General features: G+C 33.3%; 24 protein-coding genes. 9 read left to right on the forward strand and 15 right to left on the reverse strand.

Annotation, left to right across the window (positions count from 1 at the left end; all coding sequences use genetic code 11):
• Positions 1–27: 27 nt before the first annotated feature.
• Positions 28–750 carry a VIT1/CCC1 transporter family protein gene (locus C5F50_RS02655; RefSeq protein ID WP_179372157.1) on the reverse strand — a complete coding sequence of 241 codons (723 nt, stop codon included), beginning with the start codon at positions 748–750 and terminating at the stop codon, positions 28–30.
• Positions 751–827: 77 nt separating this feature from the next.
• Positions 828–1,313: a cupredoxin domain-containing protein gene (locus tag C5F50_RS02660; protein WP_246282115.1), complete on the reverse strand. Its 486-nt coding sequence runs from the start codon at positions 1,311–1,313 to the stop codon at positions 828–830.
• Positions 1,314–1,396: 83 nt separating this feature from the next.
• Between C5F50_RS02660 and C5F50_RS02665 the strand changes: the two genes are divergently transcribed.
• Positions 1,397–1,552: a hypothetical protein gene (locus C5F50_RS02665; protein ID WP_179372159.1), complete on the forward strand. Its 156-nt coding sequence runs from the start codon at positions 1,397–1,399 to the stop codon at positions 1,550–1,552.
• A 34-nt stretch (positions 1,553–1,586) separates the two neighbouring features.
• Here C5F50_RS02665 and C5F50_RS02670 read toward each other — a convergent pair whose 3' ends face one another.
• Together C5F50_RS02670 and C5F50_RS02675 are read right to left on the reverse strand one after the other, a co-directional pair.
• Positions 1,587–2,240, reverse strand: coding sequence for an EMC3/TMCO1 family protein (locus tag C5F50_RS02670; RefSeq protein WP_179372160.1), 654 nt, complete (start codon positions 2,238–2,240; stop codon positions 1,587–1,589).
• Positions 2,241–2,264: 24 nt separating this feature from the next.
• On the reverse strand, positions 2,265–2,429 hold the full coding sequence (locus tag C5F50_RS02675; protein WP_179372161.1) for a DUF1059 domain-containing protein: 165 nt from the start codon (positions 2,427–2,429) through the stop codon (positions 2,265–2,267).
• A 755-nt stretch (positions 2,430–3,184) separates the two neighbouring features.
• Here C5F50_RS02675 and C5F50_RS02680 point away from each other — a divergent pair.
• Complete coding sequence (locus C5F50_RS02680) at positions 3,185–3,520, forward strand: hypothetical protein (protein ID WP_179372881.1); 336 nt, start codon at positions 3,185–3,187, stop codon at positions 3,518–3,520.
• Here C5F50_RS02680 and C5F50_RS02685 read toward each other — a convergent pair.
• Positions 3,506–3,841 (reverse strand): hypothetical protein, encoded by a 336-nt coding sequence (locus C5F50_RS02685; protein ID WP_179372162.1) that lies wholly within the window; start codon positions 3,839–3,841, stop codon positions 3,506–3,508. The genes C5F50_RS02680 and C5F50_RS02685 overlap by 15 nt on opposite strands.
• A gap of 277 nt (positions 3,842–4,118) precedes the next feature.
• Between C5F50_RS02685 and C5F50_RS02690 the strand changes: the two genes are divergently transcribed.
• Together C5F50_RS02690 and C5F50_RS02695 are read left to right on the forward strand one after the other, a co-directional pair.
• Positions 4,119–4,643 (forward strand): Lrp/AsnC ligand binding domain-containing protein, encoded by a 525-nt coding sequence (locus C5F50_RS02690; RefSeq protein WP_179372163.1) that lies wholly within the window; start codon positions 4,119–4,121, stop codon positions 4,641–4,643.
• 360 nt (positions 4,644–5,003) lie between these two features.
• The gene (locus tag C5F50_RS02695) at positions 5,004–5,426 is read left to right on the forward strand and encodes a DoxX family protein (protein WP_179372164.1); all 423 of its coding nucleotides are present in this window, start codon (positions 5,004–5,006) and stop codon (positions 5,424–5,426) included.
• 122 nt (positions 5,427–5,548) lie between these two features.
• On the opposite strand, the gene C5F50_RS02700 is transcribed toward C5F50_RS02695, so the two are convergent.
• Entirely contained in the window at positions 5,549–5,833 is a 285-nt protein-coding gene (locus tag C5F50_RS02700; protein WP_179372165.1) for a hypothetical protein, read from the reverse strand.
• Between the two features lie 135 nt (positions 5,834–5,968).
• On the opposite strand from C5F50_RS02700, the gene C5F50_RS02705 reads away from it, so the two are divergent.
• A complete protein-coding gene (locus C5F50_RS02705) occupies positions 5,969–6,109 on the forward strand; it encodes a hypothetical protein (protein ID WP_179372166.1) in 141 nt (46 codons plus the stop codon).
• A gap of 79 nt (positions 6,110–6,188) precedes the next feature.
• On the opposite strand, the gene C5F50_RS02710 is transcribed toward C5F50_RS02705, so the two are convergent.
• Complete coding sequence (locus tag C5F50_RS02710; RefSeq protein WP_179372167.1) at positions 6,189–6,782, reverse strand: hypothetical protein; 594 nt, start codon at positions 6,780–6,782, stop codon at positions 6,189–6,191.
• 392 nt (positions 6,783–7,174) lie between these two features.
• Entirely contained in the window at positions 7,175–7,348 is a 174-nt protein-coding gene (locus C5F50_RS02715; RefSeq protein WP_179372168.1) for a hypothetical protein, read from the reverse strand.
• 98 nt (positions 7,349–7,446) lie between these two features.
• On the opposite strand from C5F50_RS02715, the gene C5F50_RS02720 reads away from it, so the two are divergent.
• Complete coding sequence (locus C5F50_RS02720; protein ID WP_179372169.1) at positions 7,447–7,872, forward strand: Fur family transcriptional regulator; 426 nt, start codon at positions 7,447–7,449, stop codon at positions 7,870–7,872.
• 132 nt (positions 7,873–8,004) lie between these two features.
• Positions 8,005–8,322 carry a hypothetical protein gene (locus C5F50_RS02725; protein WP_179372170.1) on the forward strand — a complete coding sequence of 106 codons (318 nt, stop codon included), beginning with the start codon at positions 8,005–8,007 and terminating at the stop codon, positions 8,320–8,322.
• Positions 8,323–8,485: 163 nt separating this feature from the next.
• On the opposite strand, the gene C5F50_RS02730 is transcribed toward C5F50_RS02725, so the two are convergent.
• The 3 genes from C5F50_RS02730 to C5F50_RS02740 form a co-directional block, all read right to left on the reverse strand.
• Complete coding sequence (locus tag C5F50_RS02730; protein WP_246282116.1) at positions 8,486–8,965, reverse strand: hypothetical protein; 480 nt, start codon at positions 8,963–8,965, stop codon at positions 8,486–8,488.
• Positions 8,962–9,159, reverse strand: a complete 198-nt coding sequence (locus tag C5F50_RS02735; RefSeq protein ID WP_179372171.1) for a hypothetical protein — start codon at positions 9,157–9,159, stop codon at positions 8,962–8,964. Before C5F50_RS02735 ends, C5F50_RS02730 begins: the two co-directional genes overlap by 4 nt.
• A 105-nt stretch (positions 9,160–9,264) precedes the next feature.
• Positions 9,265–9,432, reverse strand: a complete 168-nt coding sequence (locus C5F50_RS02740; RefSeq protein WP_179372172.1) for a hypothetical protein — start codon at positions 9,430–9,432, stop codon at positions 9,265–9,267.
• 49 nt (positions 9,433–9,481) lie between these two features.
• Here C5F50_RS02740 and C5F50_RS02745 point away from each other — a divergent pair, with 49 nt between their 5' ends.
• Positions 9,482–10,339 carry a hypothetical protein gene (locus C5F50_RS02745; RefSeq protein WP_179372173.1) on the forward strand — a complete coding sequence of 286 codons (858 nt, stop codon included), beginning with the start codon at positions 9,482–9,484 and terminating at the stop codon, positions 10,337–10,339.
• Positions 10,340–10,343: 4 nt separating this feature from the next.
• Here the strand turns inward: C5F50_RS02745 and C5F50_RS02750 are convergent, their stop codons facing one another.
• From C5F50_RS02750 to C5F50_RS02765, 4 genes are all read right to left on the reverse strand, one after another.
• Complete coding sequence (locus C5F50_RS02750; protein WP_179372174.1) at positions 10,344–10,706, reverse strand: response regulator; 363 nt, start codon at positions 10,704–10,706, stop codon at positions 10,344–10,346.
• A gap of 46 nt (positions 10,707–10,752) precedes the next feature.
• Positions 10,753–12,402, reverse strand: a complete 1,650-nt coding sequence (locus C5F50_RS02755) for a sensor histidine kinase (RefSeq protein ID WP_179372175.1) — start codon at positions 12,400–12,402, stop codon at positions 10,753–10,755.
• 69 nt (positions 12,403–12,471) lie between these two features.
• Positions 12,472–13,338, reverse strand: coding sequence for a 50S ribosomal protein L10 (locus tag C5F50_RS02760; RefSeq protein WP_179372176.1), 867 nt, complete (start codon positions 13,336–13,338; stop codon positions 12,472–12,474).
• Positions 13,331–13,993 carry a 50S ribosomal protein L1 gene (locus C5F50_RS02765; protein WP_179372177.1) on the reverse strand — a complete coding sequence of 221 codons (663 nt, stop codon included), beginning with the start codon at positions 13,991–13,993 and terminating at the stop codon, positions 13,331–13,333. Before C5F50_RS02765 ends, C5F50_RS02760 begins: the two co-directional genes overlap by 8 nt.
• A 189-nt stretch (positions 13,994–14,182) precedes the next feature.
• Here C5F50_RS02765 and C5F50_RS02770 point away from each other — a divergent pair, with 189 nt between their 5' ends.
• Positions 14,183–14,620 carry an Lrp/AsnC family transcriptional regulator gene (locus C5F50_RS02770; RefSeq protein ID WP_179372883.1) on the forward strand — a complete coding sequence of 146 codons (438 nt, stop codon included), beginning with the start codon at positions 14,183–14,185 and terminating at the stop codon, positions 14,618–14,620.
• Positions 14,621–14,695: the final 75 nt, after the last annotated feature.

The raw sequence follows: 14,695 nt of genomic DNA on the forward strand, positions 1-14,695 counted from the left end.
TACAGAAATTATTCTTTAGAACTCTTTCTAGATATTGATTATTCCCAAATTGGCCAGTTCACTACCTATTCCATACCCTAATAACGCAATACCTGTTCCAAGACCTGCCATCTCTAATCCTCCAGCTAACCTGTTTGTGTTTGCCATTTTTGATTTAATTACGCCGACAGTAAATGATGTTGAAACACTAATCCCTATTGCAATAAATAGTGCAGATAGTCCTGATGAAAAAAAGAATGGCAGTATTGGTAGCATCCCTCCAATTAAAAAAGAGACAAACATTCTCAGTGCACTTTTAATTGGGCTTCCGGCAATTTCTAAATTCAAGTTTAATTCTTCTGTAAGCATAGTATCTAACCAAACTTTTTTGTCAGAAGTTATTTTATTTACAATCATTTCAAGATCTTTTCCAGAAAAACCCTTGGCTTTGTAGATGTCTGCTATTTCCTGTCTTTCATCATCTGGTTTATTTTCAATCTCCCATTTCTCACGTTTAATTTCTGATGTGAGCAATTGTCTTTGAGTTTTTACTGCAAGATAATTTTGAACAGCCATAGCTTTTGCACCCGTAAACATCCCAACAAGTGCTGCAAGTACTATGATGTTAGATGAAATGTCAGCTCCTCCTACACCTGCAGCAATTCCTAATGATGTGTTAATACCATCTCCAAATCCAAATACAAAATCCCGCATTGCACTTGATTCCTTTAGATGAGGTTCAAGATGTCTTGGTTCTGAAATGTCTTTCAATGGATTTATGATAAAATGCCGTTATTTAGAATTAGTTTAATTCTGATTGATTATTCAATTAAGGCGTTGATGAATTTTCAAGATACTGTGATGATTCCCCTCATTTCTGGATGAATTGTGCAGTAATAATCAAAACTGCCTTCCTTGTCTGCCAAAAATGTGGCTGATTCACTTTGAAAATAGCTGAGATCTTTGATATGGACATTAAATTCATCAATATTGAGATTATGCTTTGATGTATTTCCTGACTCATTTTCTTCTTCATTAATTAAATGGATTTGAATTAGATTTCCCTTTGATGCAGTGATTGGAGGGGATGTGCCTTCTGAAAAAGGAAGTACTTTGCCTCCTTTTGTATGCTGATAATGATAACTTCCTTGAGCCGATTTTACTGCTTTTAGAAAAATGTTTGATGAAGGGGCAAAAACAAGACCATCAGAATTAACTGGGCTAAAAGAGTTCAATGCAATGCCGCCAATCAAAACAACAACTCCGGCAATTATGGCAATTGAGATTAAGTTTGTCCTAGATAGTTTAGATGGTTTTTTCTTTTTTTTATCCAATGATGAGAAATAATTTTCATGCATATATACAATAATTAACATTGTTAAGGAACCACTAAAAGCAAAATTTTCCAATATTTCTTATGGTATTTAGTAAAACTTGTCCCATATGCAAACAAGACTTTATTTCACTTGAAACTTACATGTCTCATATCAAAAGTAATCACGACAAAGTTAGACCAGAAGAATTTGTGAAAAGTAATGGTGAATTAAAATGGTCTTTTAGAAGTAATGATTAGATATTTCTTATTACATTAAAAATAATTTGTCCTTTTAAGATAACCCCATTGAGGTTTTTGTTACTTTCATTATAATTCCACTAAATGAAATAGATGAAAGAAAATACCACGCCCAAAGATAGAGTGCATTTTCTTGTGTACAAACATTGGCCGAATCAGATACTTGTTGAGCAGTACATGTTAAGTGAAAGAAATCCCCTGGGAAAATGTTTAGTGGAATTGGAGACAATGCAACTGTGTGTGAAAATAACTGTGGCAACACAAGATAAAAAATCAAGATTAATGGTACAAAAGTAATCATCATAGGTTTCATGTTCATTTGCATCATCTCCATTGACATTTTGTTCATGTAAGATGACTTTTTGCTCAGTTGGGCTATTTTTGCCTGATCTTTTGCTCTCATTGCAGCCATTCTTTCTTTTTGCCATGCCTTAGTTTCAGTCATTATTCGTTTCAGCTTTGTTTGATCAACTAATTTTTTTCTGACAGTGGAATTAAAGAAATTCAGTAAAATTCCAAATCCTGTCACGCCAAATAATGTTGGAATTACCCCCTTCACTATGGGATTGTCACTGCCCAGTGTACCTCTATTTTGTCCAAGAAATTCAAAAATTCCGCCATTATCCCCTTGAAGAAAGAAAGAATCTAAGAATAACAATATGGAATTATAGTCTAAACTTTCAATCATGCAAAATCACTTCGATATTTTTCTTCAACGTGTTTTTCTCAAGATGAACTGCATTAGTGCTTCTTTTGAATAATCTATTCCATGCTCATTTTCAGTATGTTGCCCAAACTCATGCAACACCTGTTCCATTTCTCCTTCAGTAACAAAATCACACTCAAAACCATAGTCAGCACAAGCTAATTTTACCAATTAATGTTTTTGATAACTTGACAGTAATATACTTCAATTAACATTGTTAACTAACATTTCAAATTGAAATTAAAATGCAGAAGCAAGTTGGGAACTTTTACCTAGTGTCTATAGACAGAAAACGAAAACTAGGACATGTATAGAGGATGGCATTACAGTCACTATTTCCCATTTGGAGTAGTAGTTGCTTCTGCATTAGTCCATAATTGAGTTGTTGATATTTAGAGAATGCTTAACAATGTTAATCAAACAATCACTTGCTTGAATGTTTTTTGTTTCTTGACTTTGTTCTAAGACGAACACTGCAACAAGGACCTCGGAGATATTTTGTTTCAATAAAAATTGAACATAACAAACATCTTTTTTGTCCTAATCCATAACGTAATGAATTTGAAATTGTGACACCTTTAACCTGTCACATATTCCTTACAACAAAAGTCATATCTAGCAAAATCTCCTCCTCCCTATCTGAGATTTTTCTAATCTCCACCAATCATCGTTTCTTTTATCCAAAGTATTGTCTTCTTCATCTATTTTTTTCTTCATAATTGTAATTAATTCAATTTTTAATAAAATTGAATTAACATTGTTAAGTATTTGCTATATACTATAAACAGGTAATGGATTAGAAATGAGAATTTTAGAAAATTTCATCATACCTTTAATCGTAATAAATTCAAAACACATAAAACAAAATTCTCTGAATATTAAAGAGGAAGAATTTGCCTGATAATCATAACAACATCCTAAGTTCAATGGATCTTTTCATTGAAAAAATTCAGCAACTCAAGGGATTGATGTTGGGAGTCTCATTATCCGCTGTTATTTTGGCCCCACTTGCAATAGGAATATCCCTTTACTTGTTGACACACCCAAAATTCCTCCATCTGGTAGAAAATGAGGGTGAATTTGCAATATTATTGACCGTTTTATTGACTGTGGTCTTAGTAACTTCTGGAATTTGGCTAGTTGCCGGAATACAACAATTTAGATCTCTTAATTCCTGGAACAAAAGATATTATAATTATCTGAAGAAACGTGAGGATTTAGATCGAGACATTTCATCAAAGTATCACTTAGACGAAGAATAAACATCCCAGATTTACTGAAGAATCAGAGGATTTTCCACTTCTTGGGAATAATTGTTCATAAGGTTCTAAGATTTCATGACAAAAATTCATTCCTTTGGGCGTAACTTTGAAAATTGTAATTGTTCTTTTTCCTTCAACAGTCTCTATTCTCTGTAAAATGTCATTTTGTTCTAAATTATCTAAAATTTCTTTGTGTTTTGAAATATTTAATCCACAAAAACTAAACAAAGCAGTTTGATTCAGATGTCCGTACTCTGAAAGAGTAAGAATGATGTCTTTTACAATGTATATTCGATCTCTATATTTTTTGGATTTTGTCAATACTGATGATAGAATTCAAGGGACTTTAACTATTGTTACTAATCTATGATAGATTAACAATGTTAAGCAACGCCTTATAATGTTAAATTATTAATTTTGATATGAAATCAAAGTTGCCTTTTAACAGGAATGTGGTGAAAAGCATTCTAAAAAGAGAAACTATCTTTTCAAACACATGCAAAATCTGTAATATGGAATTTACTGATCCAGAAAGAACCAAAAAGCACATGATAAAAGCACATTCAAAGCCAAAGCGCGAAAAACAAGATCATTGAAAATGGCAAAAGCATATGTCATGATGAACTGTGATTTGGGTTCTGAGAAAGAAGTAATTTCATCATTGAAAAAAATTGATGGGATAAAAGAAGCTCGTGGGACACTTGGACTTTATGATATTGTAGCACAACTTGAACTAGATTCTGAAGAGAAAATTCGAGAAATTGTAACTAGGACTATTCGTAAAATGCCAAAAATTCACACTACAGTGACATTGACTCGTTCAGAATCGGGAGAATTATTTCAATCATCTGAGAAATTAATTGGAGTAATGCTTGGACAAAATCTTGCACAAGCATATGTGGTGATTCACTGTGATAAAGGCAAAGAGTATCCGACATTAAAAAATCTCAGTCACATACCTGAAGTAAAAGAAGTTGATGTGGTGTTTGGATTTTATGATGTTATTTGTAAAATAGAGACTCCTGATAACACCACATTGGAAAATATCGTTACTAAAGCAATACGGGCGCTACCTCATATTAAATCAAGTATGACTCTGAACATAATCAATGAACAAGATTGAAGCGACTCATCGTAATAATAACAAAAAGTGAGAAGTTAATTACATGAAATTAGGAATTAAACTTCTAATAATTGGAATCGTGGCAATTCTTGCTCAAGTTTTTGGGAATCTTTTATTTTAATCATTTAGTATTTCTGTTATTGACACCATTCACAAAAAATTTCTGACTCTCTGGCACCATGATACTAGTATTCGTTTTTTAGAAAAACATTCAACTTGTGAATTTTATAATGAATCTGGAAATTTTTGATGTTGTAATCAAGATAGCAAATGGTACACATTTTCCCACTGAAACTATCCTATAGTCTCAAACAGGATTTGGATAAACCCTTTTAATTAAAAATTTCAGCCTAATTTCAAATGCTAACTGAAACCAAGATGAAGGGAAACATTCTACATGACATTACTCATTGGGGAATTCGTGCATCAATTGGTGCAATATTTATCGTTCACAGTTTAAAGAAATTTGATCCTATCTGGCAGGAATGGCTTGTAGGAATCGGCATGCCTCCTGAAATGCAACTTCCGATTGCATTGGCCGAGTTTATTGGAGGAATATTTCTAATTGTAGGAGTTCTCACCAGAATTACGGGTGCAGTATTTTCTGTGATATTACTTGGAGCGATATTTCACATTAGATGGGAAAATGGGTTTTTTGTATCCCAAGGAGGCTGGGAATGGGACCTTGTGATGCTTGCAGCAGTCTTGTCAATTATTGCAGCAGGTCCAGGTAGAATATCTATTGCAAGTTTAATTAAAAGACTGCCAAAATTTTTGCAATGACTCATTGAAAAATTTCTAATCTTTTGAGAAAAAATTGGGGTTAGAGTACGGGCTTCAAATAAAATCAATGTAAAACCAAGTACTCAGAATTTAGTTTCCACTAGGGAAAAACTACGAGTACTTTAGAGAATTTGCTGTCGAATTACTTCGTCAAAGGCTTCAACGTATACAATCTGAGACAAAATATTTTCAGTTTGCATCGTGTCCGTTGTGTCTACAGAAGGTTTCGTATCATTTGGGATGGATAGAATTTCTGCTTCTACACCTTCTAAAAGTTCTCCAAACTCGTGAACTAGGTTGTCTGCCTCATGGTCGCCAAACACATCATCTACACCCATTGCCATTAAGACAATTAGTGCCATTATGGCAGTCAGTCCAACAGATTTTTTGTTTTGAAATCTAGTCACAACAAAAATTTGAGAATTATATTATTTAAAAATAAAGAAGAAAAGATTCAGCAGTTCTCAGAATTTTAAAAAGATAAATACCATATTTGGAACATTTGAGTACATCTTATATTCCATATATTCATATCATATAATATGAAGAAACGTGTTACAATAATGATTGACGAAGATTTGTACAAGAAACTTCGAATCCATCAAGCAAAAATAATACAACAAAGCCAGACATCATTTAGTTATTCTCAAGCATTAAACGAAGTATTGCGAAAAATACTTTGAGCATTACAAGAATCCTTCAAAAGCTGTAGATGTTAGTTTAAAACTTTAGGTTCAATTTCATAGATGTTTGAACTAAAAATCATCCTGTTTTAGAAACTAAATTCATAGGAATTTCTGCCCTCCCAAATGATTCATCAATCAAAAGATAGTATTCTTTTGAAGGATCATATTCAAAATCAATATAGTTTCCGTATCCCTGTCCTGGTCCAAAAATAATGTTGAGTAATTTTGTCTGACCTGGATTTATTCCGATATTGCCTGCAGCAAAATTGTTTGAAGAGAATTTGAATTTGATTTTGCCATCTGAGAGATGGTAATTACAAGACAATGCTCCTGAACAGTGAAGCAATACGACATCTGATGAGCCTGTATTTTCTGCCAACATCTCTAAATTGAAAACTGCCATTCCTTGTTCAGAAATTTCAGCTTCTCCACCAGCATAATAGTATGTTATTGGTCCTACGACAAATGTTTTGGATTTTTGCTTGAATTCTAACATCTTAATTTCGTTTTTAATTGGATATTCACATATTGCAACTAATCTTGAATTCTCTTCATCTTTACATGGTTCCAAGTTTTCATAAAGAACATCTAGTCTTTTTTCAATATCAACTGGTTCTGTTTGTTGCTCAACTAAATCATACGTGTGAGGAATATAGCTGTTGACAAACACAACAACAATAAAAGATACTAGAACAATTAAAGCCAGATGAATTTTCTTTATTGTTTTTTACCTCTTGGATTTGTTCTCAAAAGAGCACCACAACATGGACATCGTACGCTTTGAACCATTAAAAAAATACTACAAAGAGTGCATCTCTTTTGCCCATATAGATATCTTGATCCATTTGGAATTTTTTCTCCTTTAAAATCATTACATACACCTTTACAAGAATAGCCCATTATTTTACATCCTCAAAAGATTTGTGACAGCATGGACAAATGGAGTATCTTGATATTAATTCTAGATCACATATTGTGCAATATTTTCTAAAAGTATTGTTTCCTGAATTTCTAAATTCTGCATCTGCATCATAGTAAGCACATACACTCCTGCAGAAATGTTCACTCATCGTGTTTTTTCTCCACATCAAAAAACGATCCACAATCTTTGCAAAATACTCCATATTTTTGAACATGAACTGCTGTATTGCCACAATTCACACAAATTCTAATTGCTCGGTTTACTGTTTTTTTGTCTGATTCTAATTGATTTTGTTGAACTGATTGTATTTGCATATTCTTATTAGGAACAATTCCTAATTAAGTGTTATTATTAATTAGGAATTGTTCCTAATAGATAATAACTATAAATATGAAATACCGGTAAAACCGACATGCAGCAATTAGAGGAATTAGTAGCATCACTGCGTGAGGAAGGCTTTAGAATCACGCCCCAAAGAATAGCCATCGTAGATTATCTCTTAAAGACTGAAGAGCATCCCAGTGCTGAGCACATTCACAAGACAATTCAAAAAAAATACCCCATGGTGAGCCTATCTACCGTATACAAAACCCTTGATCTTCTAAAAGAGAAAAAACTAGTCAATGAGATTGAAGTTGAAGGAGAGGCAAGATTTGATGCTCATACAGATGAACATATCAATCTAGTTTGCATGAATTGTGGAAAAATAGAAGACATTGATGAGGATTCCCTTAAAGAAATTCAAAATAGGGTTGCAAAAAAGTCAAAATATCTTATTGTAAAGGGTAGTTTTGAGATGTTTGGTTATTGTAATAACTGTAAATCTAAATTCAACTAGAATTTGTAAACAATGCAAATTTTATTCTGTAAACAAAATTATGAAAAAAGATAGGCCTATTCTTTCTCAATTCATTCTATGATCCATCCAGTTCCCTTTTATTGAATATCTGCGTAAACAAAGTGAAAGTAAATGACAACAAAACAAATGGAAAAAAGATTATCCAGACGTACAATAATGGCGTTAATGATAATAGGTTTAGCTGTTGTTATAGTGTTTACAGTTACACCTTGGAATATTATGCCAACTCAAGTTACTGAAGATGTAACAGTTATAGCAGTCACAGAATATGGATGTGTGGGAGAATCTCAGTATGGCACTAGTGTGGTTGTACCTGAATGTAATTTACAAGTAGGTGATACTGTATCTGCTACATTTTACATTCCTTCAATGGAATTGAATGGATACTATGATAGACTTCAAGATAGAGTAGATATAGTTCAACCATAAACTCTATCATTTCTAATTTTTAGATAAATTCAGTCATACATTTGCATACATTGAAACTTTCCAGTCTGTAGATGTTTGCGCAACTACACTATCTTCTTTGAAAATATATTATAAGCGTAAAATAGACTCAAAATCACTTAATTTTAAAAAAAATGAAGATGATCTAGACAGATTCTAGATCATCTCTTGGTGTATTTATCACCTTGAAGATTTTGACATTATAGTCTCCTTCAAAAAAATGGGTGATGTTGCCTTCATCTATTGACAGCAATCGGAACTTGTACTCAAAGGAATTATCTCCTTTCAAGCTAACCTGTGCAACATGAATAGGGACGTCTTCATCGGATTTGAAGATTTGAATAATCACAGGATATCCTTGTGAAGGATCATTTACTTTACCTTTGATTGTTCCCCAAGGAAGTGTATTTGTTTCAGGTATATTCATGGAGAGAATCGTCTTTTCAAGACTTATCTCATCATCAAGTCTTGTCACTGTAGTTTGAGTTGATTCTGCAAACGCAGAAACGTCAAACATTAAGACAGACAAACTCAACATCATTCCAAAAATACATGATGTTGCAAAACTTTTCGTATTTCCTGTTTTGCAAGCCCTCAGTATGTCTGATACAGAAACTACGCTCATGCTGATGTGCCACTCCTAACTAGATTGCCTCTTCTTGATTTTTTTTGATTTACAAACAAATCAAAATCATCTAGCATTACTTTGTTCTCATATTGAGAATCGACGCTATCTGAATTCTCGATTTGTTCGATGTGGGTCAGCAGCGAAGATGAAAATCTACCGCTGGGGAATTTTTTGTTGTTGGCAGGTTTCATTTAATCATCTCCCCAACACAATCTTGGCGATGCAACATAACAAGATGGGTCGGCATCTTGCTATACACAATCCTGACATTTGGGAAAAAATATTGTGTTTGCATTCTAGTATCTCTCCTCAAACAGAACCCATGAAAGCCCCATCAAATCCTCAGTGGAGAAAGTAGGGATCTTGGCTTTATGCAAGGATTTTGACACTGCTTTTACAGGGTTGCTTGCAACCTGAGTTTTGGAAGGCGAGTGTTGCCAATTGTGTATGGTTTGCTGCTTCATGGAATTACTGGGGCTGAGTTATATATAACAAGAGATACCGTATTACGGTATGCCTTTTGAATCAGATTTTGCATTGGGTAACTTGCAAAACTACAAAATGTATTTGCGACCAAATGCCCACCTTCATTATGGTACACCTGGTGAACAGAAATCAAAACTCAATAAACATCAGCAAAATGTCCAAACTCTATTAAAAATAATGAGCAAAAATGAGTCATTAACTACATGGGATTTAGCAAAAATATCCATACCTAATGACATGGCAAAATTACGTGAACGTGAAAAAATTTACAGAAGATTGCTTGTTGGAAGAAAAGACAACGGAAAACATTCCGATGGAATTTTAGATTTGGGATTGGCAATCAAAGATGGAAAAAGTCTCAAAACAGGAATTGCTGACAAGTATAGACTGTCATTGTATGGAATTTTGTATTGTATTGATGTGTTGGATTTTTCAAATAATGAAATTGATAAAATTGCAGAAAAATATTCAAAGGTCTTGCCAAAAGTTTTTGGAAAATGGGATTATCTTAAATCAAAAATCGGTGACAGGATTTATGGAATTAAGTTATTAGCAAACGGTTTGCTTGCAGACAATCCTCAAATTCAAGTTCAACCTGGAATTCCATTTTATGAATTAATGTCATACGTGCACATAAAATACCAAAGAAATTTTGAATCTATTTCCGAAGAGCAACTGGCAGAGCAGATTTCGTATTGGTTTTACACTAATTTATTATACAATCCAGTTGGAAAAAATAATTCAAAATCCAATGGGATAAAAAGTTTGGATGCAGTATTTGAGGATGATCATGATCTAAAAAAATGGTTTCTGATTTTTTTTAGAGATACGATAAAATATTATCAGCAAAGATATAGTGTATTAAAAAAGTCAGACGTTAAATGAAAATCTAATTTTTTGATTCAATAATGCTGTTTAATTCATTAAGATCAAATGGTTTTGTAAGCAATCCAAACAGTCCTGTTTTTTTTGCTTTCTCAAATTCTTCATTGTTAATCGTATATGCTGACGTAAAGACTATCTTTGCATCAGGATTTTCTTTTTTTATTTTAAAAAATGCCTCATATCCGTTCATTACAGGCATCTTCAAATCCATTAGAACGATATCTGGCTTTGATTCTTTGTATTTTTTTATGGCCTCTTCCCCATTTTTGGCCGTGATTACGTCATAATTCTCATATCTTAACATGTATTCTGTAGCCTCCAAGAACTGAATATCATCATCTACCAAAAGAATACGGGAATTTATCATTGTTTTCTCCTAAATTTTTGATTGCTAGTCAACATTACTTGAATGATCATTTTGGTAACCTAATTGAGAATTTCACAGGATTTGTAGTGGCAAATATCTCACCCTTGTGTTGCTCTACAATGTTTTTGCAACTAGAAAGACCCAGACCCGTTCCTTCCAATTTGGTAGTAAACAAGGTATCGAAGATACGTTTTAGATCCTTTGATGGTATGTTGGGGCCAGAATTCTCAAACTCAATTGTAATATGAGATCCAGTTTTATGCATGTTGATATTGATTTCTCCTTTAGTATCTCCGATGGATTGAATTGCGTTTAGTATGATATTTACAAATACGATGAGTATTTTATCGTGATCAAATTTTATAGTTACATCATTTTTTGGAGTGCTTATCGTAATGTTTTCTGGAACAGTCAATGTATCTATTGCTTCTTGAATAGTTTGATTGATTGAATGTGGTTTTAGAATCAAAGGAGTTGTTCTTACATAGTTTAATACTTCTTCAATTTGATGAGAAATTCGTCGTACAGACAGATTAATTCGGTTAATTTCCCTTGATATGATTTTGTTGCTGTCATTATTTTCTTTTTCAATTATTACTCCTGCATTTTTTATTGTACCCAATGGATTTCGTATGTCATGTGCAATATTTGATGAGAGCTGACCAATCACTGTTAATTTTTCTTTTTTGAAGCTTTGTGAGCGTTTAACCAAAAATGCTAACAAAACAACTATTGTAGATAACAACAAAAAAACGCTTTGAATCTTTGTTATGAAAATTATTTCGTCGATCTCTTTGTTAATTGACTGAGTAGGGGTAACCACTCCGAACATGAATTCATTTTTTCCATTGACAGTAACTGGAATTCCTGTGTTTATCCTCTCACCGATATTGTCATTTGCTGTAAAAATCATCGTAGAGAGATTACCTTCAAGCACATTCTGGATGTGATAATTTACTAACGGATCATTTCCATTTGCTTGTTGAATTTCCTCATCAAAGAAATTTTTTCCAATATTCTTATTGTTAGGATGAATTAACAGTACATAATTTTCGTCTGTGACAGTCAAAAATTGAGATTCTATATCGTAAATGTTTCCGTGCCTTTTGAAAAATTCACTTGATGCTAATGTAACTAAAAACATTCCTGCTGGTTTGTTTGTTTCCTCATTGATTATTGGAAATGTGATTGCAATTTCTGGCTCATCAAAGAGCAGCGTGTTTATGGATAGAATTTTTGGTTCTGAATCTAGATCGTTCTTTTCTAAATCAATTAATTCTGATAATCCCTTAACTTTGGCACCAACAAACGAATTGTAGGTTTTACTTGCTTGAGATAAAACTGTGAAATCTTCATCAAGGGCAAGAATTTGTGCAGTAGGTGAGATAGAGTTTAGACGAATAAATGTCTGGGCAATTAATCTGTTTGATTCTACAGTTCCAATGTCTTTTTGTAGTTCACTTGATTTTGCCAAGTTTTCTAATTCAAATATTATTAACTCCATCTCTGAAGTAATGTTTTTGGATATTGATTTTGCAATGATTTCTTGAATTTCAATCTGATTTTCTATGATTGATGTTTTGATACTTTCTTCTTCTATACTGTAAATTTGGATCGTGGCAATTACTAATGATATGATTATTGCAAAAATGATTCCATACCATGTCCATTTTTTTTTATTCACTGCTGCTAACAAACTAGTATCTCCTAATTAATTCCACCAAAATTGTTTCGAGTATAAATTAAAAACTAAAAGTAATTAGGTTTATGCTGGTGTGTAGTCTTTTGCTTGGCCGGCAACTGCTCTTGCTTGTGCATCTGCTTTTTGCAAGATTTGCTCCTTTGTCTCGTCTGTCATAAATCCTGATTCTACTGATAATGAGCGAGCATACTGTGCGGCCTTGCTGAGAATCTGCGATATGTTGTCGGCAGTAATGTATGCTGCCTCTACAGATAATGAAACTGCTTCTTGATGGGCTTGGCCGAATTGTGCTCTTATCTTTTCAACATCAATTACCATCTCTGCTGCTGCATATGTGCTGCCTTCTTCAAGCGCTGAGTATAGTGAAATTCCAGCTTCGACTGGTTTGATGTCTAGTTTGCCTAAAATTGATGCTAACTTTTCATTGATGGTCTCTCCCTTTAACACTGGGGTGCTATCTTTTGCAATCCAAATTGTTCCTTGATCAATCTTTGTTGGAATTCCAGCCTCTTTGAATTCTGTAAGCATTGGTCCTGGTGCAATTCCTGTGTTCTTTGCAGGTACGACAATATCTATACTGGCAATGTCTCCACCTCTTGCTGCCATCATTACTTTGTTTTTAGCTAAAAGAACGTTGAGTTTGAATGGTGACATGTTTGTAAACAAGAACATGCATTGACCTTCAAGCTGGTCAGCAATTCCTTTGATTCCTGGAACGTCAATTGTGTTGAGTGCTTTTTGTGCAACCTTATCTTTGATTGCAACAAACTCTACATCGCCTTTGAGAACTTTTCTTAATGGTAAAATCTGTGTTGAACGTACCTTGTTCAGTTTGATGACAGCTATTACTTTGTATTTTTTTGGTAGCTCTTGTAATTGCTGATACATCTGGGTTTTTCTTTTAGGATAAGTGGTTCTATTCTCATGCAAATTTCTTTCTAACCTCTTGGATTTGTTTTATTGGCTTACCCATTGTAGTTTTAATCATAATTCTTCTCATGTTCTTCTCACCGTTTGGCAATTTCTTTTCAATTGCATTTAGAACAGTGTGTGCATTGATTGCTAAATCTGCATCCTCCATAGTTTCATCTCCAATTTTACATGAAACAGATAGTGATGCTCTTGTTCTCACTTTAATTGATGATCTAAATCTTGACAAAAATGCATCAATTGGTGCATCAAAAGGAACTGGTGTTGGCATTTTTCCTCTAGGGCCTAAAAGTTGACCCAAAGTTTTACCGACTGTTGGCATTACTTTGGTATCTGCTAAAAAGAAATCATATTTGTTGATGAATTTTCGAGATTCTCTTTTGTTAGCTCCGAATTTATCTAATTCTTCTGTTCCGATTACAGAATCTGCATTTGCTTGTTTTGCTTTCTGACCCATCTCGCCTGTTGCCATTACACAAACAGTAGCTGGTGAACTAGTCTTTGGAAGTTGAACTACTTCATTTAGTGCAAATCCTTTCTTTACATCAATATCTTTGAAATTAGCAATTAACTCAATTGACTGCGTAAACTTTTTCTTTTTTGTAGCAGCCTTTGCCTCTTTGATCATATCGACTAGCTGAGACTCTGTAATCATTACGAACATTTTCAAAAAAGCCTACTTAAAATCGTTTAGAGATAGGGTTTTTGATTATCGATATTTTTGGAAAAATTACAAATTTTCAATTAAATCTTGTAAATCTGGCCGAATTATTTGTAAAAACCTACATATATTAAATCATAAATTCTTTTTTCGAATACGTTGCATCGTTTTGACGAACTAGACATGAAATTACTTTTTGAATTGACCAAGGATGGTTCAATTTCGGTTCCTACTCTATCTAAAAAACTTGGAATTAATGCATCAGTGCTATATAGCCGAATCAAGAGATTGATGAAGAAAAAACTAATCAAAAAATTCACGGTCGAAATTGATGACTCTCTTTTGGGAATCGGTGTCAAGGCCTCAGTTGGAATCAACAGAGACCCAAAACACAAGGATGAAATTCACAAAACATTCATGGGCATCCCAGAAGTTGTCTCTATCTCAGAAGTTACCGGTAGATTTGATATAATCATCCAGGTTTATGCAAAAGATCTTGAGGCTCTTCATACTATAGTCATCGAGAAGATTGGCAAAGTACCAGGTATTCAAAATTCTGAAACCTTTGTTGAACTACAAAAAACTGACAAGGATCCTGTCTATCTTACTCAAACAATTTAGAATTTGAACAATTTACTCAAATTTCAAATCCTCAATTAAAACAAAAAAAGCTCTATCTGACTTGTTATATTAGAG

The sequence above is a fragment of the Nitrosopumilus ureiphilus genome, assembly GCF_013407185.1.
Taxonomy (GTDB): Archaea; Thermoproteota; Nitrososphaeria; order Nitrososphaerales; family Nitrosopumilaceae; genus Nitrosopumilus; species Nitrosopumilus ureiphilus.

What these genes read in the sequence shown, in the direction of transcription:
- C5F50_RS02665 (WP_179372159.1), top strand. Translation starts at nt 1,397, where the DNA reads ATGGTATTTAGTAAAACTTGTCCCATATGCAAACAAGACTTTATTTCA.
- C5F50_RS02670 (WP_179372160.1), bottom strand. Translation starts at nt 2,240, where the DNA reads ATGATTGAAAGTTTAGACTATAATTCCATATTGTTATTCTTAGATTCT.
- C5F50_RS02680 (WP_179372881.1), top strand. Translation starts at nt 3,185, where the DNA reads ATGGATCTTTTCATTGAAAAAATTCAGCAACTCAAGGGATTGATGTTG.
- C5F50_RS02690 (WP_179372163.1), top strand. Translation starts at nt 4,119, where the DNA reads ATGGCAAAAGCATATGTCATGATGAACTGTGATTTGGGTTCTGAGAAA.
- C5F50_RS02695 (WP_179372164.1), top strand. Translation starts at nt 5,004, where the DNA reads ATGCTAACTGAAACCAAGATGAAGGGAAACATTCTACATGACATTACT.
- C5F50_RS02705 (WP_179372166.1), top strand. Translation starts at nt 5,969, where the DNA reads ATGAAGAAACGTGTTACAATAATGATTGACGAAGATTTGTACAAGAAA.
- C5F50_RS02715 (WP_179372168.1), bottom strand. Translation starts at nt 7,348, where the DNA reads ATGCAAATACAATCAGTTCAACAAAATCAATTAGAATCAGACAAAAAA.
- C5F50_RS02720 (WP_179372169.1), top strand. Translation starts at nt 7,447, where the DNA reads ATGCAGCAATTAGAGGAATTAGTAGCATCACTGCGTGAGGAAGGCTTT.
- C5F50_RS02725 (WP_179372170.1), top strand. Translation starts at nt 8,005, where the DNA reads ATGACAACAAAACAAATGGAAAAAAGATTATCCAGACGTACAATAATG.
- C5F50_RS02730 (WP_246282116.1), bottom strand. Translation starts at nt 8,965, where the DNA reads ATGAGCGTAGTTTCTGTATCAGACATACTGAGGGCTTGCAAAACAGGA.
- C5F50_RS02735 (WP_179372171.1), bottom strand. Translation starts at nt 9,159, where the DNA reads ATGAAACCTGCCAACAACAAAAAATTCCCCAGCGGTAGATTTTCATCT.
- C5F50_RS02740 (WP_179372172.1), bottom strand. Translation starts at nt 9,432, where the DNA reads ATGAAGCAGCAAACCATACACAATTGGCAACACTCGCCTTCCAAAACT.
- C5F50_RS02745 (WP_179372173.1), top strand. Translation starts at nt 9,482, where the DNA reads ATGCCTTTTGAATCAGATTTTGCATTGGGTAACTTGCAAAACTACAAA.
- C5F50_RS02750 (WP_179372174.1), bottom strand. Translation starts at nt 10,706, where the DNA reads ATGATAAATTCCCGTATTCTTTTGGTAGATGATGATATTCAGTTCTTG.
- C5F50_RS02765 (WP_179372177.1), bottom strand. Translation starts at nt 13,993, where the DNA reads ATGATTACAGAGTCTCAGCTAGTCGATATGATCAAAGAGGCAAAGGCT.
- C5F50_RS02770 (WP_179372883.1), top strand. Translation starts at nt 14,183, where the DNA reads ATGAAATTACTTTTTGAATTGACCAAGGATGGTTCAATTTCGGTTCCT.